Below are 21,985 nucleotides of genomic sequence, written 5' to 3'. Positions count from 1 at the left end.
CTTAACTCTTCTAGTCCAGGTTGATCTGGGTGGCGGTGGCGGAGAGCTCGGAGACGATCCGATCCAGGGTCGGCTGCGCGACGGCACGGTCCACCCTCAGGATCAGCGATGCGCCCTCACCGGTGGCGTCCTGGCTCAGGGCCGCCGCCTGGATGTCGATGCCCTCGCCGCCGAGTACGGAGCCCACCTTGCCGAGCACGCCCGGGCGGTCGGAATACTGCACGATGAGGTTTTGGCCCTCGGCGCGCATATCGAAGCCACGGTCGTTGATACGGACGATCTTCTGCACCTTTTCCAGCCCGGACAGGGTTCCGGTCACCGACGCGGCCTCACCGTCAGCCGCGACGGCGATCACCGTGACGGTACTGCGGTAGGACTTGGACTCGCTGCGGGTCTCGAGGGAGTGTGTGACGCCACGCTGCTCGGCCATCTGGCCCACGTTGACGAAGGTCGCCGGCTCATCGGTGATGGCAGAGAACATGCCGCGCAACGCCGCGAGATCCAGCACGTCGACCTGCTCGGCGGCGAGCTCGCCGGCCACGTCGACCTTGACGGTGGTGGGCACTCCCGGGCACAGGTGTCCGGCGATCAGACCGACCTTGCGAACCAGGTCGAGCCAGGGTGCGACCTCGTCACCCACTGGGCCGCCGGAGACGTTGACGGCATCGGGAACGAACTCCCCGCGGAGCGCGAGCAGCACGCTGCGGGCGACGTCGGTACCGGCGCGGTCCTGGGCCTCGCTGGTGGAAGCACCCAGGTGCGGGGTGACGACGGTGTTCTCGAGGTCGAACAGCGGCGAGTCCGTGCAGGGTTCCGTGTCGAACACGTCGAGCGCAGCGGACCGGACCTTTCCGGACTTCAGAGCGTCGACCAGTGCCGACTCTACGATCAGGCCACCGCGGGCCGCGTTGACGATCACGACGCCGTCCTTAGCCCGAGCGAGACGGTCGGCGTCGAACAGGCCGGCGGTCTCCTTGGTCTTGGGCAGGTGCATCGTGATCATATCGGCGCGCTCGACCAGCTCGTCGATGTCGACCAGTTCGATACCCAGTTGGGCGGCGCGGGCCGCCGGCAGGTACGGGTCGTACGCGATGAGGTGGGTCTCGAACGCCGCGAGTCGCTGAGCGACGAGCTGGCCGATACGGCCGAGACCCACAACACCAACGGTCTTGCCGAGCAACTCGACCCCGTTGAAGGAGCTGCGCTTCCAGGTGTGCTCGCGCAGCGTCCGGTCCGCTGCGGGAATCTGGCGGCACGCCGCCATGAGCAGGGCCACGGCGTGCTCGGCGGCCGAGTGGATATTCGAGGTGGGCGCGTTGACGACCATCACGCCACGCTCGGTGGCGGCGGGGATATCGACATTGTCCAGGCCCACGCCTGCTCGACCGATGATCTTGAGGTTCGGACCGGCGGCGAGGACTTCCGCGTCGACAGTCGTCGCGGACCGCACCAGCAGCGCGTCCGCGTCTTTGACCGACTCGATCAGCTTCGGGCGGTCCGGGCCGTCTACCCAGCGAACCTCCACGGCGTCGCCGAGCGCGTCGACGGTCGACTGGGCGAGTTTGTCGGCGATGAGGACGACGGGCCGTCCGGATGCTGTCACAGTGTGATCTCCTCGGTGGTCAATTCAGGCAGAGTCAGTCTAGGCCACCGGCCGGACCCGGATACCAGTGGCCGGGGTGGCCTCGGGCACCTACCGTTGCGGTATGTCGGTCACCGATCGCCCGCGCCGCGCCCAGAGACCGGAGTCCACGATGCCTCGCAGTTCACGATCCGGTCGACGAACGGTGCGCCTTCCCGAACCCTGGTTCCCCGTGGTGGCGCCCGCGCGTGGCTCGACGGCGGTGGCGCTGTATCTACGGACCCACCTGTACGGAGCCGCGGTGGGACGCAGCCTTCTGGAACGTTGCATCGCCGCCGTGGACGTCCACGACCGCGACGGGCTCGTGGCGCTGCGCTCTGAGTTCGAGTGGGAGATGGAAACCGCGTCGTGGTTGCTGGCGCGCCTGTCCCCGTTCGGGGCGCCGGGGAGGCGGCTCCTGCGGCTCTCGTCGGCCGTCACCCTCTTGGCCGTACCCGTCGGCCCGATGCTGCGCGATCCGCTGGCCCGACTCGGAGTGCTAGAGGCGCTGCGAACCCTGGTGGTGGCCAAGCGCTCCATGTGGGAGTTGTTAGAGCGGTCCTGGGTGGCCGACGGGCCGCCTCCGGCACGGGGCACCGGTGGGGACGAAAACGTCGTCGACGACGACGGGGACTCTTCCACCAGCCTTCTCCTGCGTGGTCTCGCGGATCAGGCCCGGGCACAGGAGGAGTTGCTGGAGGACTTGCGCAGAACCTACGGATTGGCGGTATTCGGGTGAGCGGCGGAGCGAGCGTGCAGGCGGACGTCATTGTGGTGGGCTCGGGCCCCAACGGGCTGGCGGCGGCTCTGCTGTGCGCGCGGGCCGGCCGACGGGTGGTGGTGCTCGAGACCAACAACGAGGTGGGCGGCGGCTGCCGGACCCTGCCCATGGCGGATTTCGCTGTCGGCATCCCGGACGAGCTCGCGGACGGCCTGATGGTGGACCCCTGTTCCGCTGTCCACCCGATGGCGGGCGCATCGCCGTTCTTCCTGGAGTTCGATCTCGCCACCCATGGGGTCGAGTTGCTGACCCCTCCTGTGCAGTTGGCGCACGCGCTGCGCGGCCGGGACGCGATAGTGATGCCGTCGTCGTCCTCCCACGATGCGCTGGCCGACGGCTTGGGCTCGGCGAACGAGGCCGACAGGTGGTGGTCGTTGATGGGCCCGCTGGGTACGCGGGCAGAGGACGTGGCCGCAACTGCGCTGTCCGACCAGCGGTCCGTCCCCCCGGTGACCGCGACCGCCGCGCTGGCCACCGCGTTCCTGCGCGCGCATCCCCGCGGCGGAGTCGCGGATCCACTGGGCCCCGATGGCCGCACTCTGCTATCTGGGATCTCGGCTCACGCCATCACTCCGTTGACTTCACCCGCGGCGACCGGCGTCGGACTGGTGTTGGGCTCGCTCCTGCACTCTCCACGCGGGTGGGCCATGCCGGTCGGTGGCAGCGGCGCCATCACCGCCGCGATGGCCCGATCGATCCGGGAAGCCGGTGGCGAGATCCGTACCGGGGTGACGGTGGAGTCGCTTGACGGGCTCGACGCGCCGCACATCGTGTTCAACACCTCGTCGCGGGTCCTCGGCGAGATCCTGCTGAGATCCTCGCCCTCCGCCGCGACCGCTCGTCGGGCCCGCCGACTCACCCGGGCTCCCGTCGGCGGGGCGGCGGCCAAGGTCGACCTGGTGCTCTCCGGCCCGGTGCCGTGGCGCGATCCCAGGCTCGCCGGAGCCGGCACTGTGCACCTGGGCGGGGACTCGGCCGAGATCGGCGTGGCCGAACGTGCGGTCGCCGCCGGCAGACACGCGGAAAGGCCGATGATTCTGGTCTCGCAGCCGTGGGTCACCGATCCAGGGCGCATCGCGCCCGACGGTCGGCGACCACTGTGGACGTATGCCCACGTCCCCGCGTTCTCCGGCCGCGATCAAACACACGAGGTGCTCACAGCCCTGGAGGAGGTGGCTCCCGGCATCCGCGACGTGGTGGTGGCAGCGCACTGCACACCGGCAGCGCGGATGGGCATACACAACGCCAATAATGCGGGCGGCGACATCGCCGCCGGCCGGGTCGACCTACGCGGTCTGGTAGCGCGCCCGGTCCCTCGTGTCGACCCGTTCGCAACGGGGGTACCGGGCGTCTGGCAGGCCTCCGGCTCGACTCCCCCGGGCCCCGGCGTACACGGGATGGCCGGTCAGCACGTCGCGCACCGGATCCTGCGCGACTGAGCCGCCCCTACTGGTACGACACGAACCACGGCCTCGGCTCGATCGCCATCGTCTGCTCCGGTGTGAAGGTGGGGGTGTCCTCGTCGTAGAAGTTCTTCCAGGCCATCCAGATGTCCGGCGACAAGCCCGAGCGGAGCGCGTCCCACGTCTCCATCTTGAGATCCGGGGTGCCGTGGCCGTCTGCGTGCAGCGAGATGGCCAGTTCGGGCCGCGAGGTGTCGATCTTGTCGCGATTTTTGATCATCGATGCGTTGAACTGGTGCAGGATGAGCAATTTTTGTGGACCCCCGGTGTCCCGGGTGAGATCGGCCAACCAGTCGATGACCCGGTTGATCTCCTCGGCGTCGACGGACCCGATCTGCGCACCCGGCTGCTGGCCCGGCTTGAGCATCCATTCCGGATCCAATGCCAGTCCGACCCCGGGCCTTCTGAGCACGTCCTCGAAGATCTTGGCCTGGGCCACCATGTCCGCCATGCCGGGCTGCAGATCGATCACGGCGTACCCGCCGGCGTCGGTGATGGCGTCGACCAGCGGTTCGAACTCGCTGGGATCCCACTCGTTGGTGAAGTTTCCGTCGTCACCCGGCTCACTGGAGGCAACCGTGCCGATGATCTCAAACGCGGGAATGACCGGCTCAGGAGAGAACGGCTGGTACTCCTCGACCAGCGTCTCCACCCGGGCGACGCTCTCCTCTGGCCCCTGTTCACCGAGGATCCCGAGCAGCGGGGTGATGGGCGAGCCGTATGCCGCCACGAATCGACGACCTGGGAACACCAACTGGCCGCCGCCCGGCAGCTCGGGAACGGTCCGAGCCTTCTCGATCCGACCCGCGAGTTCGTCCTCGGTGCCCCACTCTGGCCCCAGGGCGTACACCGCCGCTGCATCGCGCACAGCCTCGACCGAACCTCCGTCGACCCGCGGGTCCGGCGCCCGCAGATGAGACACAGCGGCGCCTGCCGATACCGCGGTCGCGATAGCGGCGACCGGCGTCTTGTCGTGCACCAGGATGCGAGGGGCTTCGTCGCCGTCCCACGCTGCTTCGCCTATCTCGAACGGCTCGACGTCCGTGGGATTCGCCGCCCGCGACGTGGTAGCCCCCGAGGCCAGGAGCGCCGGCTCGCCGGGCGTCTGATGCACCACGTGATCGTCGATCAGCGACTCGGGGATCTCGACCTCGGACCGGAATGAGATGCCAGTCAGCTTCTCGAGCTCGGCGCGATCCTCCGGCGCGTCCACCACCTCGCCGTCGTCGGGTTCGAACGTGATGTCACCAACTCGTAGCACCCTCTCCACACCGAGGCGGGCGAGCTCGGCCGACAATTCAGCATCGCCAGCCGGTAATACGGTGAACATCGGGGCCCGGAGCCCCACCGCCACCGACGCCGCGCGCGCCTGCGCCCCGGCGTCCGGCGCTGCCACCACGACAACCGGCGCGGATTCCAGCAGCAACCCGGATGTCTCCACGCCGGAGCCATCCGAATCCTCGGCGACCCGGGTGCCCTCGACCTGCGCGACCTCGACTCCCGGTCCTTGCCCCCCGGAGTCGGAAGCGCAGGCGGCGGTGGAGGCCACTAGGGAAACGGCGAGGACCGCCGCACCCACTCCTCGGTTGAAGCGGCGCACGGCGGTCCTCCTGAAAGTGTCTGGATTTAATCTCGGCAGACCCTACCGGGCCATCACGAGATCAGACCGGCAACACTCAGGCCGTCTCCGTGATGGGACGATCGACCCAGCTCATCAGGTCGCGCAGCTTCTGGCCGGTGACCTCGATCGGGTGCTCGGCGTTCTGCTTGCGCAGGCCCTCGAGCTCGGTGTTGCCACCCTCCACGTTGGCCACGAGACGCTTGGTGAACTCTCCGCTCTGAATGTCGGCGAGGATCTCCTTCATGCGCTCCTTGGTCCCAGCGTCGATCACGCGGGGACCGGAGAGGTAGCCACCGAACTCCGCGGTGTCGGACACCGAGTAGTTCATTCGGGCGATGCCGCCCTCGTACATCAGGTCCACAATGAGCTTGAGCTCGTGCAGCACCTCGAAGTAGGCGAGCTCGGGCTCGTAACCGGCCTCGACCATGACCTCGAAGCCCGTCTTGACGAGCTCCTCGGTGCCACCACACAGCACGGCCTGCTCGCCGAACAGGTCCGTCTCGGTCTCGTCCTTGAAGGTGGTTTTGATGACACCCGCGCGCGTGCCACCGATGGCCTTGGCGTAGGACAGCGCAAGGGCCTCACCCTCGCCCTTCGGGTCCTGCTCGACGGCGATGAGCGCCGGGACGCCCTTGCCGTCGACGAACTGACGACGCACCAGGTGCCCCGGGCCCTTGGGGGCGACCATGGCGATGGTGATGTTCTCAGCCGGCTTGATCAGGCCGAAGTGGATGTTCAGACCATGCCCGAAGAACAGCGCGTCGCCGTCGTTCAGGTTCGGCTCGATGTCCTCGGTGAAGATCTGTGCCTGCGAGGTGTCAGGGGCGAGCAGCATGACCACGTCGGCCCACTTGGTGGCCTCGGCCGCGGTCATGACCTTGAGTCCGGCCTCCTCGGCCTTGGCGCGGGACTTCGAACCCTCGCGCAGACCGATCGCGACCTCCACGCCGGAGTCGCGCAGGCTCAGTGAGTGCGCGTGGCCCTGCGAGCCATAGCCGATCACGGCGACCTTGCGGCCCTGGATCAGCGACAGGTCAGCCGCATCGTCGTAGAACATCTCCACTGCCATGGTGGATTCCCTTCGTGTTGGTGATAGAAGTCGAGACTATCGAGTGGTGGTGATGGACTTGGGGCCGCGTCCCAGCGCGACCATGCCGGACTGCACGATCTCGCGGATTCCGTAGCCGTCGAGCATCCGGAGGAGGGCGTCGAGCTTGTCCGGGGTGCCGGTCGCCTCGAGGGTGACCGACTCCGGGGCGACGTCCACGACGTGGGCGCGAAACAGGCTGGCGATCTCCACGATCTGGCCACGGTTGGTGGCGTCGGCGCGGACCTTGACCAACGTGAGCTCACGGGCGACGGAGCCAGCTGGGTCCTGTTCGACGATCTTGATGACGTTGACCAGCTTGTTGAGCTGCTTCGTCACCTGCTCGAGCGGGAAGTCATCCACGGCCACGACGATCGTCATCCGCGATAGGCCGTCGGTCTCGGTCGGTCCCACCGCGAGGGACTCGATGTTGAACCCGCGCCGGGAGAACAGTGACGCCACGCGGGCGAGCACGCCCGGCTTGTCCTCCACCAGCACGCTCAGTGTGTGGGAGCGAGCGGTCACTGATCCTCCTCCTGGTCGGCGAGCACCGCAGCGTCGATGCGCTCGGTCACCTCGTGAATCTCCGCCGGCTCGTCGGCTGCGGAGTCGTTGTCGTCGAACAGCGGCCGGATGTCCCGTGCCGCCATGATCTCGTCGTTCGACGTGCCGGCTGCGACCATCGGCCACACCTGGGCGTCCTTGCCCACGACGAAGTCGATGAGCACCGGGCGGTCGTTGATCTCCCGCGCCTGCGCGATCACGGCGTCCACGTCCTCGGCACGCTCACACCGGAACGCCACGCAACCCAGTGCCTCTCCGAGCTTGACGAAGTCCGGGATGTGCCTCGAGTGGGTCGACAGATCGGTCTGCGAGTAGCGCTTGTCGTAAAACAGCGTCTGCCACTGCCGGACCATGCCCAGGTTGCCGTTGTTGATCAGGGCCACCTTGATCGGCGCGCCCTCGATCGCGCAGGTGGCGAGCTCCTGGTTGGTCATCTGGAAGCAACCGTCGCCGTCGATGGACCACACCTCGGCGTCAGGGCGACCAAACTTGGCACCCATGGCGGCGGGCACCGAGTAACCCATGGTTCCGAGCCCGCCCGAGTTGAGCCATGTGCGCGGCTTCTCGTACTGGACGAACTGGGCGGCCCACATCTGGTGCTGGCCCACGCCCGCGCAGTAGATGGCATCTGGCCCGGCCGCCGCGCTGAGTCGTTCGATGACGTACTCGGGCGACAGGGAACCGTCGGACTGCGGGGCGTACCCGAGCGGGTACTCGTCGCGGATCTCATCGAGCTGACCCACCCACGCGACCGGCGCATCCAGCACCCCGGAGTCCCGCTCGGCACGAAGTGTCTCGACCAGTTCGACGAGAACCTCCCTGATATCGCCGACAATCGGCACGTCGACGGCACGGTTCTTGCCGATCTCCGCCGGGTCGATGTCCGCGTGGATCACCTTGGCACCCTGGGCGAACGTATCGAGGCGGCCGGTCACCCGGTCGTCGAACCGCGCTCCGAGGGTGATGAGTAGATCCGACCGCTGCAGGGCTGCCACCGCCGCGACCGCGCCGTGCATTCCCGGCATTCCGTAATGCAGCCGGTGCGAATCCGGGAACGCACCCCGAGCCATCAACGTCGTGACCACGGGAATTCCCGCCAACTCGGCGAGCTCCATCAGCTCGGCCGAGGCGTCGGCCTTGATCACGCCGCCACCGACGTAGAGCACCGGGCGATCGGCCTTGGCGATCATCCGCGCGGCCTCGCGGATCTGCTTGCCGTGCGGCTTGGTGACCGGACGGTAGCCCGGAAGCTTCATCTCCGGCGGCCAGGAGAACGTCATCTCGTTCTGGAGGACGTCCTTGGGGATATCCACGAGCACCGCCCCCGGGCGACCGGTCTGTGCGATGTGGAATGCCTCGGCGATCATGCGCGGGATGTCATCGCCACTTGAGACGAGGAAATTGTGCTTGGTGATGGGCATGGTGATACCCGAGATGTCGGCTTCCTGGAAACCGTCCGTCCCGATGAGGGCCGTGCCGACCTGCCCGGTGATGGCGACGATCGGGACCGAGTCCATCTGCGCGTCCGCCAGGGGCGTGACCAGGTTGGTCGCGCCGGGTCCGGATGTCGCCATGCAGACACCCACCTTGCCGGTGGCCTGTGCGTATCCGGTCGCGGCGTGGCCGGCCCCCTGCTCGTGCCGGACCAGGACGTGCCGGACCTTGGCCGAGTCGTAGAGTGGGTCGTAGACCGGCAGGATCGCCCCGCCGGGAATGCCGAAGACGACCTCGGTCCCGATCTCCTCGAGGGACCGGACGACCGCCTGTGCGCCGGTCATCCGCTCGGGGACCGTGGACCGGGCCTTCTGCTCTGAACCCGGACGTGGTCCGGGCTGTGCCGTTGGTGCGCTCACTTCAACTATCCTTCATGCTGGTCGTGGAGCAGTGGATTGTCGCCCTCCGCAGCCCGGTCGGCCCGCGGGTACCCGGCAACAAAAAACCCCCGACGGCCACGGGGCCGGCGAGGGTGCGCGTCGTCGAGAAGCCAGGTGACGGCTCAGGCGCCGACGCGCCGGCCGAGTACGAGACCGTTCCGTGTGTTCATGGCACTAAGACTAGGTGGACGTCATCGGCAGCGTCAACTCGTGGAACTCCGATCCCACATAGTGGGTGGTGCCATACTGGGCCTCATCATGAGCGCGCCTTTCAGAGCCCCCGTCCCGGAGTCGACCCCTCAAGACCGGGCACTGTTCCGAGTCAATCCGATGTCGTACCTCGTCATCGCGATCTTCGTCATCGCCATCGTCTGGCCCATCACCGTTTACCCGCTGGCTCTCGGCTGGTTGGTGTTGCTGCCGATCGCCTTCGCCTGGTGGGTCGCCCGTACCCGGACCCGGCTGGACGCTGATGGTGTCCACCTGTCTTCGTGGTCCTCTCGGCGGTTCGTCCCCTGGGACGAGGTCAAGGGGGTCATGTTCCCCAAGAACGGCTTCGCACGCCTGGTGACCACGTCCGAGGACTCAGTGGCGATGGGTGGCGTTTCGTTCCACGACCTCCCCCGCCTCTCCCTGGCCAGCGGTGGTCGCATCCGTGACCCTTACTCCGCTCCTGGTCTCGACGACGCCACCGGTTCCGACGCCGGCTGACGAGCGTCGTGCAGACCGCCCCACACCGACGCCACGGCCGGCGGGAACGCGGTCCGCGACGGCCTGCCGGCGCAATCCCATCCGCTCATAGATGAGTGTCACAGCAACGCCCAGGATCAATCCCGCCAGAAGCCAGCCGAATAGGACCCACACGGCGTGCCCGAGCCCGGCCTCCCAACTCGAGCCGAAGAACATGATCGACCGTAGGCCCAGGTACGCCTGGTGCATGGGCTCGAGGGCGCCGATCGCGGCGAATACCGGCGGCAGCATCTGCGTAGGCGTGGCTCCACCTGATGTGGGAATTCCCAGCACCACGAAGACCACCAGGTTGACAAGTAGTCCGGCGTTGCCGATCGCGGCGATGATCGTGTGCGCACACACGCCCACCGCGACGATCACCAGGTTCGAGAACCAGAACATGTGCCCTACGTCGTACCCGGTCATCCCCACGATATCGGCGGCCCACAACGTCAGGCCGGAGACAAGCGGAGCAGTCACGAGAGTCACCGCCCACTTCCTGGCGAGCGTCTGGAGACGACCGAACGGGGCCACGTGGAGGTGTAGGGCGAGAGGCCCGATCTCGAGGGGGACGAATCCCAGCCTGGCATCCAACAGTGCGGAGATGATCATGGCGCCGGTAAATCCGGCAAGGATCACGATGAGCGCGTAGAACATCGGCAACGAGGCGTTGGATATCCCCTCCGGTAGCGGGTTCCAGGCCGTCACGTCGACGCGCACGGGGTCCTCGAGTGCCAGTTGCGCGGCGGCGCCGACAGATTGGCCCTCGGCCTCCGCGAGCAACTGGGTATTCTTCAGAACGGTCGCCCCCATTCGTTCGTGGAGCGACACCCTCATCTGCTCGGCCATGGTGTTCATGACCTGCCCCGAAACTATCGAGACCCGGGGCGAGTACTCCAGGGTGACGCTAGCTGTATCCGGTACATCGCCCGCCTCCCCCGACTCGGTCGCCGCGGCCTCGATCAGATCCACCACGTTCTCGCTGAGCTCCGGCGGCATATGAATCACGCCGAAGTACGTCCCGCCGCGAAGGCCCTCTTCGGCTTCCTCAGCGCTCACCACGTGAAGTCGGATCTTGGTCCAATCGTTGTTCTGCAACAGGCCGGAGGTGATCTGGTTACCGACATCCAGTTGCCGGGTACCCACCGGAGTGTCTAGCGTCGCCCCCTTGTCCTGGTCGACCACGGCCACCGGTACGTACCTGGCGTGGGATTGCGGGTCGGCCGTTCCGCCGAGATACATGAAGGACAGCAGGAAGAACAGGCCGCAAACGAGAGCCACGGCTCCGGCGGAATGCGAGACGAACTCACGGAGTCCGCCCGTGTGGCCGGAGTCGGTCATTTCGGTACCCATTCGAGTCGTAGCGGGTCGGCCGGGCGGTCGACAGTGAAGAGAGTAACCCCGTGGCGGGGCGTATTGTGAGACTGCCGCGGGCGGCTCGAGAGGGCTCGTGTGTCACGGGGACGTGGTGACGATCGACGTGACGACGCGGTCCAACTCGGTGGATGACGACGACGATTTGGCCCGACACCGAGGCCGGGTGATCAGCCGGCGGTGACCGGGACGCTCTCCGCGGTCGAGTTCAGAGGATTGCTGCCATTGAGGAAGTACCAGGCGATCCCGGCAGCAAGTGCCACGACGACCAGCCACACCAGTCCGCTGAAACGCGGGCGGTGGGACCAGCCCCACCTGCGGTCCATAGACCACCGGCCGGGGCCCGCAAAGAGCAACGAGAAGAGCGCGGCGGCATACAGAATCGGGGTCTCGAGTCCTCGAACCGTGTCTCCCAGGAGCGGGATCTGATCGGGTCCTGTCAGTCTGATCGCGATCCCCAGTGCCACGAGTCCGAGCAGTCCGGCCGTGGCAATCGGCGTTGCCAGTCCGATGATGAGCATGACGCCCGCGACCAGTTCAATCGCACCGCCTGCAATCGCCAGGAGCTTCGCCTGTTCGAACCCCGTGTCGGTCAGAGTTTGTGCGAAACCGTTGATCCCGGGGCCACCGAACAACCCGAAGAGTTTCTGCAACCCGCGCATCGCGAGCAGCGCCCCCACCACCAGCCGCAGGACGAAGAGGCCGAAGTCCGTGGTTCCGCGACGGCCAATCTCGTTGCGGGGCGAGGGCGGAACGGTCGTCGGTTGATCGCCGAACGGCAGTGGGCTCGAGACGTCATAGCCACCCGATTCGGCGAATTGGGAGTAGTCGGTGCGTCCGGCGACGGGGAACGCCGTTGTCGCCGTGCTTCCCATTGCAGCGCCGGTACCGGAACTCCTTCCGCTCTCAGAGGTGCTCGGTACGTCGAGCGGGTAGTCGACATCGTGGATGATCTCGGTACGGGCGTCGTCTCCGGGCTCTGATGAAGTCACCCTCCGACCATATGCCGCTGTCGGGGGTCGCAGCATCCCGGACGCGGCGCGTCGTAGTCTTGTCGGTATGAGATCGCTCCCTCTGCTCCTGGTGCTGGCGCTCGCCATGACCGGGTGCGCGAGGTTCGACGATCGCCTCGATGACCCGTTCACACCCGCTCCCGGCCCGGGGATGGCGGCAGCGCCGTCGAGCCCTCCGGCACATCCTCCCCCGCCACCGTCGTCGTCCGATCCCGGCAAGCCGGAGTCCCCGCCCGAGTCGGGGCCGTGTGTGGACCCGGATCCTGCCGTCATCGCCACCTGCCTGGAGCCCGCCGTCGCGGTCGCGAGCCTGGGCGACCGCGCCCTTGTCGCCGAGTCGAGCGGCGGGGTGAAGATCGTCTCCCCCGACGCCGATCCGGAGGAGTTCGGCCGGGTCGACCCCGGCGCGGGCAGGGTGGCCGCAATTGCGCCCTCACCGGATTTCGCGCAGGACCGCCTGGTGTATCTCCTTGTCGTCGGAGAGGGCCCCACGCGTGTCGAGCGGCTCGCCCGGGGTGACGCACCACGAACCGTCGCCGAGCTCGCCCCGGCGGACAGCGGAGGGCTGGCGTTCGTCGGCGACGTCATGACGGTCGGCGTGGGCGGCGAACTGCTCCGCTTCCCGGGATTCACTGGCATCGGCCGCGCAGGGGACCCCGAGGTCGTCGCGGGAGAACTGGGCCGGATTCAGGGCTTGTGCGTTGTCGGCGACGAGGTGTTCCTCTCCAGCATCACCGACCGCGGCGCCGTGATCCGCACGCCGGACAGGAACGTATGGACATGGCCGGGTGAGCGCTCCGCGGGTGGGTGCGCCGCCACCGAACAATCGCTCACGATCGCCCTGCCCGATGCCCAGCGCGTTGACACTCTGGAAACCGCCGGAGGAGCTGCACGCGGTCAGCCTGAGCCACTCGCCGAGGGCGAGTACGGCCGACTCACCGGGCTCACCGCGATCGCGGACGGCGTTCTCCTCGCCGGCACCACCAACAAGACGGGCGGCAACCCGGTACCTACCGACGACCGGGCGATCATCCTCCCCCGGCCCGGCGGCGGGGGCGGGGACGCTCGCACCTGAGCTAGTCGCGCTCTTTCCGAACGGACCGAAACCGAACTCTTGTTCTATGCCGACGCCTCCGGTAAACTAGATCACAGGTTCGATTTAGGGTGTGCGGCGCGGGGTTGGAGGTCTCATGGATACGTCGACGACAAGAGCATCCCTTTTCGGGGCGCTGCGCGCCGTGCCTTTGGCCTTGGATGAGTTGGACGCGGAGGCACTGAGTGAAGCCGCCCGGTCAGCCACCCTGGCGCAGAACCTTGCCGGGGCGACTCGACTTCAGGCCGCGCATCATTTGGTCGAATCGCTTAGGCGAACCGACCATTCCCAACACGGCTACGCCGACGACGCCCGCTTCGCTGACACTCGACCTGCGCATGCGCGACTCGACCCCGCAGACCAGGCTCGCGACCACCTGGCCGCCGCCATGAAGCTGACGGTCTGGCACGCCGGCCGCCTGGTCACCGCCGGTGTCCAGATCCACACCCGGCTCCACCGCCTCCGCAAAGCTGTCTCTCGCGGACTGTTCCCAGAACAGTTGGCCATCGATGCCGCCTGTCGCCTGGCCGCGATTGAAGACGACATCCTTCCGGCGGTCGAAACCGACGTCATCGGCCAACTCGCCCGCGCCCTCGACGGCGGCAACCGCCCCAGCCGTGCCGCTCTCGACAACGCCATCGACGCCGCACGCGGGCGCCACGACCCCCGAGCCACCCAGGACGCCCTCGATAGTGCTGCTGAGCAGCGAACTGTGCGGTTTCGTCCTGGAGCCGACGGCATGACCAACATGTGGGCCCATCTACCGGCGGCGGATGCGGAGAAGCTACGCCGACGCATCGAATCAGCGGCCCGAGAGGCCTACGACAGCGGCCACCCACGAACCCGTGATCAGCTTCGCGCGGACGCTTTGATCGCCCTCGGCGACCCCAACACCACGGACCTCGCGGATCCTCTTCCAGATGCGGACGACCCCGCCGATGCCGCCAAACCCGTCGACCGCCCGTCTCCGGGTGCCTCCTGTGGCACCGACAAACCCATCCGAATCTCCGTGATCGACGGTAGGCCCCAGGGTTTGGCCAATCGCGTCAGCTTTATCAAGGGCGCGTACGCCAGTGTCGACTGGCTGTGCAAAGCGCTTCTCGCCGGCGGCGAGGCACGCATCCGGTTTGACCTCATCGACCCGCAGCCCGGCGCCGCAGACAACCCCGACACCCTACTGAAGTACACCATCAGACCGGCTCTGGCCGAACGCATTCGGTTACGCGACGGCACCTGCCGCCACCCCGGCTGCCACGTCCCAGCCGCAGACTGCGATCTGGACAGAGAGCATGAGAAGGCACCGCTTCTGATCGCGGCCTGACTCGGATATCGATTGGCACCGGTTTGGTTGTCTTTACATGGATTGGTCGACCGCGGGCAGAAAATGGTGTTGCACCGTCTCTGGTCCCGGCCTGACTCGGACTTCGATTGACGCCGGTCTGGTTGTCCTTACGTGGATTTGTCGACCGTGGCCGGAGGCGGTGTGTACGTCACCGGCGACGACGGCTGTGACTTCATAGGAGCTTGCTGCAACAAGCCCATCTCTGTCCTGTCCAACCGCCGCCGCCGGTGAGCTACCACCCACCCAACTCGCGGACGGCAGGTTCAATCATGACAAGTACACCCGCTACACGTCAGGTCGTAGGCGGCGTCGACACCCACAAGCAGACTCACCACGCCGCCATCCTGGATGCCTCGACCGGGAAGCAACTGACTGATCGCGAGTTTCCGGCCACCGCCGCAGGCTATAGCCAGCTCGTGATGTGGATGCAGGGCCATGGAGAGGTACTCAAGGTCGGCATCGAGGGCACCGGATCCTATGGGGTGGGGCTCTGCCGCCAGTTCAAGGCCCAGAATGTCACCGTGATCGAGGTGATGCGCCCCAACCGGCAGGCCAGGCGAGCGAGAGGAAAGTCCGACCCGATCGATGCGATCAACGCCGCACGCTCGGTGCTCAGCGAATCGGCGGTCACCACCCCTAAAGACCATGACGGGTTCGTCGAGGCCATCCGGCTGATCCATGCGACCAGGCGCAGCGCAGCCAAAGCCCGCAAAGCCACCCTGGCCCAGATACATGGAATGCTGTGGGGCGCCCCCGAGGAGTTGCGCGAGAAGCTCCGGGGCCACAACCGGGCAGCTCTCGTCACCCGCTGTGCGCGGCTGCGAGTGCCCACTAGCGCCGCGCCTGATGACCCGGCGGCCACGGCGCGTCGCATGCTGCGCCGGCTGGCCAAACGGATCCAGTACCTGGACGAAGAGATCGCCGAGGCCAACGAGCACCTCAAGGCGATCCTCGAAGAACACGCGCCGAACCTCATGCAGGTGTACGGCGTGGGAACCGAGGCAGCGTCTCAGATGCTGATCACTGTCGGCGAGAACGCGCAGCTCCTCAACACCGAGGCCTCCCTGGCCCGGATCTGCGGCGTTGCGCCGATTCCCGCCAGCTCAGGGCAAACCACTCGGCACCGGCTACACCGGGGCGGAGACCGAGCAGCGAACTGCGCTATCCACCTCATCGTGATCAACCGGCTCAGATGGCACGAGCAAACCCGGGCCTACAACGAACGACGGATCCAAGAAGGAAAGACCAAAAAGGAGATCATCCGCTGCCTCAAACGCGCCGTCGTCCGCGAGCTCTACCGCGCAATTCAGGCCGACCTCAACCAGTACGAGAAGTTACTTGACGCTGCATAGGAGCATCCATGTGATCGCCTTCGACCACCGGCGTCCGCAGTTCGGCGGACCGACCGCCGAATGGAACCTGATGTGCCTTTGCCGCAGACATCATCGGGAGAAAACCTTCGGCTATAACGCCTACAGACCGGGTCCCTTGGGCGAACTGATCATTTACGCCAGCACTGGCCACGAACACCGAACCACGCCGACCGGTCCCCTGGCTCAAGCACGCGATCAGATCCTCGACCACGCGTGGAAGCGGCATCTCGAGACTCTCCTCGACGATGCCGACCACCTCACCAACCCGCCCGGCGCAGCCTGATCGCGAGCGGTGCGTGAGTGTTCTCAGATACAAGCGGCGATAACCAGTTCCTTCACGCGGGCCGGGTCGGCCTGGCCACGGGTTGCCTTCATGACGGCGCCGACAATCGCGCCGGCTGCCTGAACCTTGCCCGAGCGGATCTTCTCCGCGATGTCCGGCTGTGCAGCAAGAGCATCGTCCACCGCTTTCTGCAGCGCCGAATCGTCACGGACCACCTCGAGGCCCTTGTCCGCCACGACCTGATCCGGCTCGCCCGCACCGTCGAGCACCGCGTCCACGACCTGGCGCGCGAGCTTGTTGGTGAGCTTGCCCTCGGCGACGAGCTCGATCACCTGGGACACCTGGGTCGGCGTGATCGCCAGCTCCGTCAGTTCGACGCCACGCTTGTTGGCCTGCTGCGACAGGTACGACACCCACCAGGAGCGGGCCTCGGTCGGCGACGCACCGGCGTCGACGGTCGCGAGGATCAGGTCCAGGGCACCGGCGTTGATCAGGTCACGCATTTCCTCGTCGGAAACGCCCCAATCGGCCTGGACCCGCGCTCTGCGTACCCAGGGTAGCTCGGGCAGCGCCGCCCGGATCTCCTCGATGAGCTCCTCGGTGGGCTCCACCGGCGCGAGATCAGGCTCCGGGAAGTAGCGGTAATCCTCTGCGGATTCTTTGGGACGGCCGGATGTGGTGGTGCCGTCGCCCTCCTGGAAGTGGCGGGTTTCCAATACGACCTCGCCCCCCTCGGTGAGCACGTCGGCCTGGCGGCACATCTCGTAGCGGACGGCGATCTCGACACTGCGCAGTGAATTGACGTTCTTCGTCTCCGTGCGGGTCCCGAATTCGGTGGTTCCCTTAGGCATAAGTGAGACGTTGGCGTCACAGCGCATCGATCCCTGGTCCATGCGCACATCGGAGACATCGAGACTCCTGAGTAGATCACGCAGGGCGCTCACGTACGCCCGGGCGATCTCGGGCGCCCGTTCTCCGGCTCCGACGATCGGCTTGGAAACGATCTCAATCAAGGGCACGCCAGCTCGATTGAAGTCGAGCAGCGAGTGCGTCGCACCGTGGATCCGGCCGGATGCCGAACCCATGTGGGTCGACTTACCCGTGTCCTCCTCCATGTGGGCGCGCTCGATGTCCACACGCCACGTGGAGCCGTCCTCCAGCTCGACGTCCAGGAACCCGTCGTGGGCGATCGGCTCGTCGTATTGCGAGATCTGATAGTTCTTCGGCTGGTCCGGATAGAAGTAGTTCTTCCGCGCGAATCGGCTGTACGGCGCTATCGAGCAGTTCAGCGCCAGCCCGATCTTCATGGCCCACTCCACCGCCTGGCGGTTTACCACGGGCAACGCCCCGGGCAAGCCGATGCACACCGGACACACCTGGGTATTGGGGTCCGCACCGAACGTGGTCGGACACCCACAGAACATCTTGGTGGCGGTGTGCAGTTCGACGTGCACCTCCATACCCATGACGGGATCGAAACGTGACACGACCTCGTTGAACTCCATGCGCAACAATCTAGCCGAAGAGGTGTGTGGCCTCGCGGTAGCGGTCCTCGGGAACGGTTTTGAGCACCGCTACCGCGTCCTCTACCGGCACCATCTCGATCGACTCCCCGCGTAGAGCGACGATCTGACCGAAATCCCTGCGGTGCACGGCATGCGCCGCCTGTACGCCAAACCGGGTGGCCAGGACACGGTCGTAGGCGGTGGGCGTGCCGCCGCGTTGGATGTGCCCGAGCACCGTGGTCCGAACGTCGCGGTTCATCCGCTCCTCGATCGCCCTGGCCATCTGATCGGCCACCCCGGTGAATATCTCGTGTCCGAACTGGTCAGTGCCGCCCTCGCGGAGCGTCATCCCCGAACCATCGGCGGGGGTGGCCCCCTCGGCGACCACACAGATCCCGTAGGCCTCCCCCATCTGGAACCTGCGCTTCATGACCTTGCACACGTAGTCGATATCGAACGGCTGTTCCGGGATCACGATCATGTGCGCACCCGAGGCGAGCCCCGCATGCAGGGCGATCCAGCCCGCATGCCGCCCCATCACCTCCACCAGCATCACGCGCTCGTGGGATTCCGCCGTGGTGTGCAGGCGGTCGATCGCGTCGGAGGCGATCGAGACCGCCGTGTCGAAGCCGAACGTGTAGTCGGTGCCTGAAACGTCGTTGTCGATCGTTTTGGGTACGCCCACCACGGGGACACCGTTCTCGGTCAACCAGCGGGCCGCCTTCAACGTCCCGTCACCGCCGATCGCCACCAGTGCGTCCAGGGCATGTCGTTCGATGGTCTCGCGAATCTCCGGCAGACTCGATCGCAAGATGTCGGGATTCAGTCGGCCGGTTCCGAGGATCGTCCCACCGCGCAACAGGATGCGGTCGATCTCCTCGTCGTCGAACAGTGGCACCGCCCGGTCGTAGACCAGACCCGCCCAACCGTCCTGGAAACCCAGGACCGGCGAGTCATACTCGGAATTGGCGGTCCGGACGAGGGCACGGATGACCGCGTTGAGTCCGGGACAGTCGCCGCCGGCGGTGAGCACGCCTATACGCACGTGGAGCTCCTCTCGGTTTCCCCGCAGTCTAGGGGCGCAACGGGTTCACGGCGCCGGGCTCTTCGACGATTGATCGGTTCGGAACGCCATTGTGGCGAGCCCGCCCAACAGGACGACTACCGCGGGGAGGAACATCGAGTCCGCCACGGCCTGTCCGACGTCTCCATGGGCGACAAGTCTGGCCTGCATCAACGCGCCGATGGCAGCGGAACCCAGGACGGCGCCCACCTGGCGGGTCGTGTTGTACACCCCGGAGCCGGCGCCTGCGGAGGCGAGCTCGAGACGCCGCATCGCCGTTGACGACGTGGGGGCCCACACGCAGCCGTTGGCCACACCCATCAAGGCGATCGGCCCCAGCAGCACCGGAATGGACGTCTGAGAGTCCATCACCAGCGCCAGCCAGAACAGCGAGACCGCGTAGGAGAAGTACCCGATTCCGGTGAAAATCCGCGGATCCAGACGGTCTGCTAGACGTCCCACCATCGGCGCGAGGAACCCGGCGATTATCGCCATCGGCAGCAGCATGAGGCCTGCGGAGGTGGGTGACAACTCTTTGACACCCTGGAGGTAGAACATCAGCGGGACCATCGTGCCAGCGGTGACGAACCCGATCGTCGAGACGCCGAAGTTGCCGATGGAGAAGTTCCTGTCGCGGAACAGCCGGAGCGGCACGAGCGGCTCTGTACGCACCCGGGACTGCCACCATAGGAACAAGACGATCGCGACCATGCCGGAGGCGATCAGCACGAGCGTACTGGCACCCCAACCGTGCGATTCGCCTTCCTGGATGCCGTACACGAGCAGGAACATGCCGGCGGCCGAGAGCACGATGCCGGGGACGTCGTAACTGCGGTTGCGGGTCGCCATCGGCGGCACCCACAACCAGACCAGCACTACTGCGACGATTCCGAACGGGATGTTGACGAAGAAGATCCATCGCCAGTTGAACGCGTCGATGAGGACGCCACCGAGTACCGGGCCGACCACCGAGGCAATGCCCGCGACGGCGCCCCATGCACCCATGGCTGCTCCCCGGCGCTGCGGTGCGAACACCCGGGTGATCACGCTAAGTGACTGAGGAGTCAGCAGCGCGGCGCCGATCCCCTGGAAGACGCGGGCCAGGATGAGGGTCTCAATGTCCGGGGCGAGGCCACACCACAGCGACGCTGCGGTGAAGACCACGAGGCCGGCGATCGCCACCGTGCGCGGTCCGATCTGATCACCAAGACGGCCCGTGAACAGCAGCGGCACCACATACGCCAACAGGTAAGCGCTGGTCACCCAGATCACCTGGTTGGTGGTGGCACCCAGTTGCGTGACAAACGCCTCGGTAGCCACCGCGACGATCGTCTGATCCACGAGGATCATGAAGAACCCGATGACGAGCGCGGCGAGAGCCTTCCACGCATCCCGCTCGGGGACCACTGTCACGCGATCGCGCCCCTCTGGGCCTCGTAGGCCGCGCCGACCCGATACAGACGCTCGTCCGCGAGCGCCGGCGCCATGATCTGCATCCCGGCAGGCAGACCGTCGACCAGTCCGGTCGGGACGGACATCCCGCAGTGCCCGGCGAGATTCAACGGCAGCGTGCACAGGTCGAACTGGTACATCGCCACCGGGTCCTCCACCTTGTCCCCCAGTGGGAACGCGGTGGTGGGCGTGGTGGGCGAGACCAAGACGTCGACCTTCTCGTAGGCCGCGTCGAAGTCGCGCGAGATCAGTGTGCGAACCTTCTGCGCCTGGCCGTAGTAGGCGTCGTAGTAGCCGGCGGACAGGGCGTACGTCCCCAACATGATTCGACGCTTGACCTCCGGGCCGAGCCCGGCCGCCCGGCTGGCCGCCATCACCTGGTCTGCGGAACCCTCACCGGTGCGCAGGCCATAACGCATGGCGTCGAAGCGCGCGAGGTTACTGGAGACCTCGGACGGAAGGATCAGGTAATAGGCCGACAGCGCGTGTCGGAAATTGGGGCACGAGACCTCCATTACCTCTGCGCCGAGGCTTCGAAGTGCCTCGACGGCGGCCTGGAAAGACGCTTCCACGCCGGACTGATATCCCTCGCCGGCCAGCTCACGGACGACGCCCACGCGGACGCCCTTCAGGTCGCCGCGGGCGCCCTCGCGAGCCGCCGCGACCATGTCCGGGATCGGTACGTTCAGGCTGGTCGAGTCCCGGGGGTCGTGGCCGGCGATCACCTGGTGCAGAAGCGCGGTGTCCTCAACCGTCCGGCCGCACGGGCCCCCCTGGTCGAGGGACGACGCCGAGGCGACGAGGCCGTGGCGCGAGACCGTGCCGTAGGTGGGCTTGACGCCAACCGTTGCAGTGAGTGCGGCCGGCTGGCGGATCGATCCGCCGGTGTCGGTGCCCACGGCCATCGGAGCCTGGTTGGAGGCCAGGGCCGCAGCCGAACCGCCGCCCGAGCCGCCGGGGGTGCGGGAGAGGTCCCATGGGTTACGGGTGGGCCCGTACGCCGAGTTCTCTGTGGAGGAACCCATCGCGAACTCGTCGAGGTTGGTCTTACCGAGGATCGGGATGCCGGCCTCGCGCAGGCGGGTCGTCACCGTCGCGTCGTACGGCGACATGTAACCCTCGAGCATCTTCGAGGCGCATGTGGTGGGCGCGTCGGTGGTGGTGAAGACATCTTTGAGGGCAACGGGGACCCCGGCAAGGGGGCCGAGTTCATCGCCGGCGGCCAGACGAGCATCGACGGCCCGGGCGGCCTCGAGTGCCGCGTCTGCGCCCACGTGCAGGAAGGCGTTGATCTCGGCGTCGACCTGACCGATCCGATCCAGATGCGCGCGGGTCACCTCCTCCGAGGACACCTCCCGCGCGGCGATCCGGCCCGCCAACTCAGCGGCGGTGGCGGTGGTGAGCTCGGTCATGCGTCCTCCCCGAGGATCTGCGGAACCTCGAAGCGCTGCTGCGCTGAGGCCGGGGCCTGGTCGAGCGCCTGCTCGGGGGTCAGCCCCGGGGTAATCACGTCCTCGCGGTACACGTTGGTGATCGCGGTGGGGTGGCTCATCGCCGGCACGTCGTCCGCGGCGACCTCAGACACGGCCTGCACGTGGTCGAGGATGTCGGTGAGCTGTCGCGCGAACGAATCAAGCTCGGCGTCGCTCAGATCCAGACGTGAGAGCCTGGCGAGATGCGCGACGTCCCCGCGTGAGATCGAGGTCACGGGCCTGCCCCTTTCCGTGGCGTGGTCAGTACCGGCCCA

General features: G+C 66.9%; 18 protein-coding genes and 1 pseudogene. 7 read left to right on the top strand and 12 right to left on the bottom strand.

The window, feature by feature from the left end; translation table 11 throughout:
* Positions 1 to 10: 10 nt before the first annotated feature.
* Positions 11 to 1,603 (bottom strand): phosphoglycerate dehydrogenase, encoded by a 1,593-nt coding sequence (serA, locus tag ON04_RS10135; RefSeq protein ID WP_010541504.1) that lies wholly within the window; start codon positions 1,601 to 1,603, stop codon positions 11 to 13.
* Between the two features lie 103 nt (positions 1,604 to 1,706).
* On the opposite strand from serA, the gene ON04_RS10130 reads away from it, so the two are divergent.
* Both ON04_RS10130 and ON04_RS10125 read left to right on the top strand, forming a co-directional pair.
* Positions 1,707 to 2,360 (top strand): hypothetical protein, encoded by a 654-nt coding sequence (locus ON04_RS10130; RefSeq protein ID WP_238529297.1) that lies wholly within the window; start codon positions 1,707 to 1,709, stop codon positions 2,358 to 2,360.
* Between the two features lie 14 nt (positions 2,361 to 2,374).
* The gene (locus ON04_RS10125) at positions 2,375 to 3,841 is read left to right on the top strand and encodes a phytoene desaturase family protein (RefSeq protein ID WP_010541502.1); all 1,467 of its coding nucleotides are present in this window, start codon (positions 2,375 to 2,377) and stop codon (positions 3,839 to 3,841) included.
* Positions 3,842 to 3,848: 7 nt separating this feature from the next.
* Here the strand turns inward: ON04_RS10125 and ON04_RS10120 are convergent, their stop codons facing one another.
* The 4 genes from ON04_RS10120 to ON04_RS10105 form a co-directional block, all read right to left on the bottom strand.
* Positions 3,849 to 5,465, bottom strand: a complete 1,617-nt coding sequence (locus tag ON04_RS10120) for a hypothetical protein (RefSeq protein WP_010541501.1) — start codon at positions 5,463 to 5,465, stop codon at positions 3,849 to 3,851.
* A gap of 76 nt (positions 5,466 to 5,541) precedes the next feature.
* On the bottom strand, positions 5,542 to 6,555 hold the full coding sequence (ilvC, locus tag ON04_RS10115; RefSeq protein ID WP_010541500.1) for a ketol-acid reductoisomerase: 1,014 nt from the start codon (positions 6,553 to 6,555) through the stop codon (positions 5,542 to 5,544).
* Positions 6,556 to 6,591: 36 nt separating this feature from the next.
* Positions 6,592 to 7,098, bottom strand: a complete 507-nt coding sequence (gene ilvN, locus ON04_RS10110) for an acetolactate synthase small subunit (protein WP_010541499.1) — start codon at positions 7,096 to 7,098, stop codon at positions 6,592 to 6,594.
* Positions 7,095 to 8,990 (bottom strand): acetolactate synthase large subunit, encoded by a 1,896-nt coding sequence (locus tag ON04_RS10105; RefSeq protein ID WP_010541498.1) that lies wholly within the window; start codon positions 8,988 to 8,990, stop codon positions 7,095 to 7,097. Before ON04_RS10105 ends, ilvN begins: the two co-directional genes overlap by 4 nt.
* A 189-nt stretch (positions 8,991 to 9,179) precedes the next feature.
* On the opposite strand from ON04_RS10105, the pseudogene ON04_RS17285 reads away from it, so the two are divergent.
* A pseudogene (locus ON04_RS17285) lies at positions 9,180 to 9,611 on the top strand (PH domain-containing protein); the annotation flags it as partial.
* Here ON04_RS17285 and ON04_RS10100 read toward each other — a convergent pair.
* The gene (locus ON04_RS10100; RefSeq protein ID WP_010541496.1) at positions 9,597 to 11,081 is read right to left on the bottom strand and encodes a YhgE/Pip domain-containing protein; all 1,485 of its coding nucleotides are present in this window, start codon (positions 11,079 to 11,081) and stop codon (positions 9,597 to 9,599) included. The pseudogene ON04_RS17285 and the gene ON04_RS10100 sit on opposite strands and share 15 nt — an antisense overlap.
* A gap of 203 nt (positions 11,082 to 11,284) precedes the next feature.
* Positions 11,285 to 12,106, bottom strand: coding sequence for a DoxX family protein (locus ON04_RS10095; RefSeq protein WP_029458192.1), 822 nt, complete (start codon positions 12,104 to 12,106; stop codon positions 11,285 to 11,287).
* Between the two features lie 67 nt (positions 12,107 to 12,173).
* Here ON04_RS10095 and ON04_RS10090 point away from each other — a divergent pair, with 67 nt between their 5' ends.
* From ON04_RS10090 to ON04_RS10075, 4 genes are all read left to right on the top strand, one after another.
* Positions 12,174 to 13,202, top strand: coding sequence for a PQQ-dependent sugar dehydrogenase family protein (locus ON04_RS10090; RefSeq protein ID WP_010541494.1), 1,029 nt, complete (start codon positions 12,174 to 12,176; stop codon positions 13,200 to 13,202).
* A 115-nt stretch (positions 13,203 to 13,317) separates the two neighbouring features.
* Complete coding sequence (locus ON04_RS10085; protein ID WP_010541493.1) at positions 13,318 to 14,541, top strand: DUF222 domain-containing protein; 1,224 nt, start codon at positions 13,318 to 13,320, stop codon at positions 14,539 to 14,541.
* 290 nt (positions 14,542 to 14,831) lie between these two features.
* Positions 14,832 to 15,914 carry an IS110 family RNA-guided transposase gene (locus ON04_RS10080; RefSeq protein WP_010541492.1) on the top strand — a complete coding sequence of 361 codons (1,083 nt, stop codon included), beginning with the start codon at positions 14,832 to 14,834 and terminating at the stop codon, positions 15,912 to 15,914.
* Between the two features lie 10 nt (positions 15,915 to 15,924).
* The gene (locus ON04_RS10075) at positions 15,925 to 16,218 is read left to right on the top strand and encodes an HNH endonuclease family protein (RefSeq protein WP_010541491.1); all 294 of its coding nucleotides are present in this window, start codon (positions 15,925 to 15,927) and stop codon (positions 16,216 to 16,218) included.
* A gap of 23 nt (positions 16,219 to 16,241) precedes the next feature.
* Here the strand turns inward: ON04_RS10075 and gatB are convergent, their stop codons facing one another.
* From gatB to gatC, 5 genes are read right to left on the bottom strand one after another with little or no spacing between them, the layout of a single operon-like run.
* Positions 16,242 to 17,723: an Asp-tRNA(Asn)/Glu-tRNA(Gln) amidotransferase subunit GatB gene (gene gatB, locus ON04_RS10070; RefSeq protein ID WP_010541490.1), complete on the bottom strand. Its 1,482-nt coding sequence runs from the start codon at positions 17,721 to 17,723 to the stop codon at positions 16,242 to 16,244.
* A gap of 10 nt (positions 17,724 to 17,733) precedes the next feature.
* Positions 17,734 to 18,768: an ATP-dependent 6-phosphofructokinase gene (locus tag ON04_RS10065; RefSeq protein ID WP_010541489.1), complete on the bottom strand. Its 1,035-nt coding sequence runs from the start codon at positions 18,766 to 18,768 to the stop codon at positions 17,734 to 17,736.
* A 45-nt stretch (positions 18,769 to 18,813) separates the two neighbouring features.
* Complete coding sequence (locus ON04_RS10060) at positions 18,814 to 20,199, bottom strand: DHA2 family efflux MFS transporter permease subunit (RefSeq protein WP_010541488.1); 1,386 nt, start codon at positions 20,197 to 20,199, stop codon at positions 18,814 to 18,816.
* On the bottom strand, positions 20,196 to 21,650 hold the full coding sequence (gene gatA / locus ON04_RS10055; protein WP_010541487.1) for an Asp-tRNA(Asn)/Glu-tRNA(Gln) amidotransferase subunit GatA: 1,455 nt from the start codon (positions 21,648 to 21,650) through the stop codon (positions 20,196 to 20,198). The genes ON04_RS10060 and gatA overlap by 4 nt, the downstream gene beginning before the upstream one ends.
* The gene (gatC, locus tag ON04_RS10050; RefSeq protein WP_010541486.1) at positions 21,647 to 21,946 is read right to left on the bottom strand and encodes an Asp-tRNA(Asn)/Glu-tRNA(Gln) amidotransferase subunit GatC; all 300 of its coding nucleotides are present in this window, start codon (positions 21,944 to 21,946) and stop codon (positions 21,647 to 21,649) included. Before gatC ends, gatA begins: the two co-directional genes overlap by 4 nt.
* Positions 21,947 to 21,985 lie beyond the last annotated feature (39 nt).

The organism is Dietzia alimentaria 72, from assembly GCF_000226215.1.
GTDB lineage: Bacteria > Actinomycetota > Actinomycetes > Mycobacteriales > Mycobacteriaceae > Dietzia > Dietzia alimentaria.
The sequence above is the reverse complement of the archived record's forward strand: the minus strand, read 5'-3'. Positions and strand labels throughout refer to the sequence as shown.

Coding starts and splice junctions, on each gene's coding strand:
- ON04_RS10130 (WP_238529297.1), top strand. CDS start 1,707: ATGTCGGTCACCGATCGCCCGCGCCGCGCCCAGAGACCGGAGTCCACG.
- ilvC (WP_010541500.1), bottom strand. CDS start 6,555: ATGGCAGTGGAGATGTTCTACGACGATGCGGCTGACCTGTCGCTGATC.
- ON04_RS10100 (WP_010541496.1), bottom strand. CDS start 11,081: ATGACCGACTCCGGCCACACGGGCGGACTCCGTGAGTTCGTCTCGCAT.
- ON04_RS10090 (WP_010541494.1), top strand. CDS start 12,174: ATGAGATCGCTCCCTCTGCTCCTGGTGCTGGCGCTCGCCATGACCGGG.
- ON04_RS10085 (WP_010541493.1), top strand. CDS start 13,318: ATGGATACGTCGACGACAAGAGCATCCCTTTTCGGGGCGCTGCGCGCC.
- ON04_RS10080 (WP_010541492.1), top strand. CDS start 14,832: ATGACAAGTACACCCGCTACACGTCAGGTCGTAGGCGGCGTCGACACC.
- gatB (WP_010541490.1), bottom strand. CDS start 17,723: ATGGAGTTCAACGAGGTCGTGTCACGTTTCGATCCCGTCATGGGTATG.
- gatA (WP_010541487.1), bottom strand. CDS start 21,650: ATGACCGAGCTCACCACCGCCACCGCCGCTGAGTTGGCGGGCCGGATC.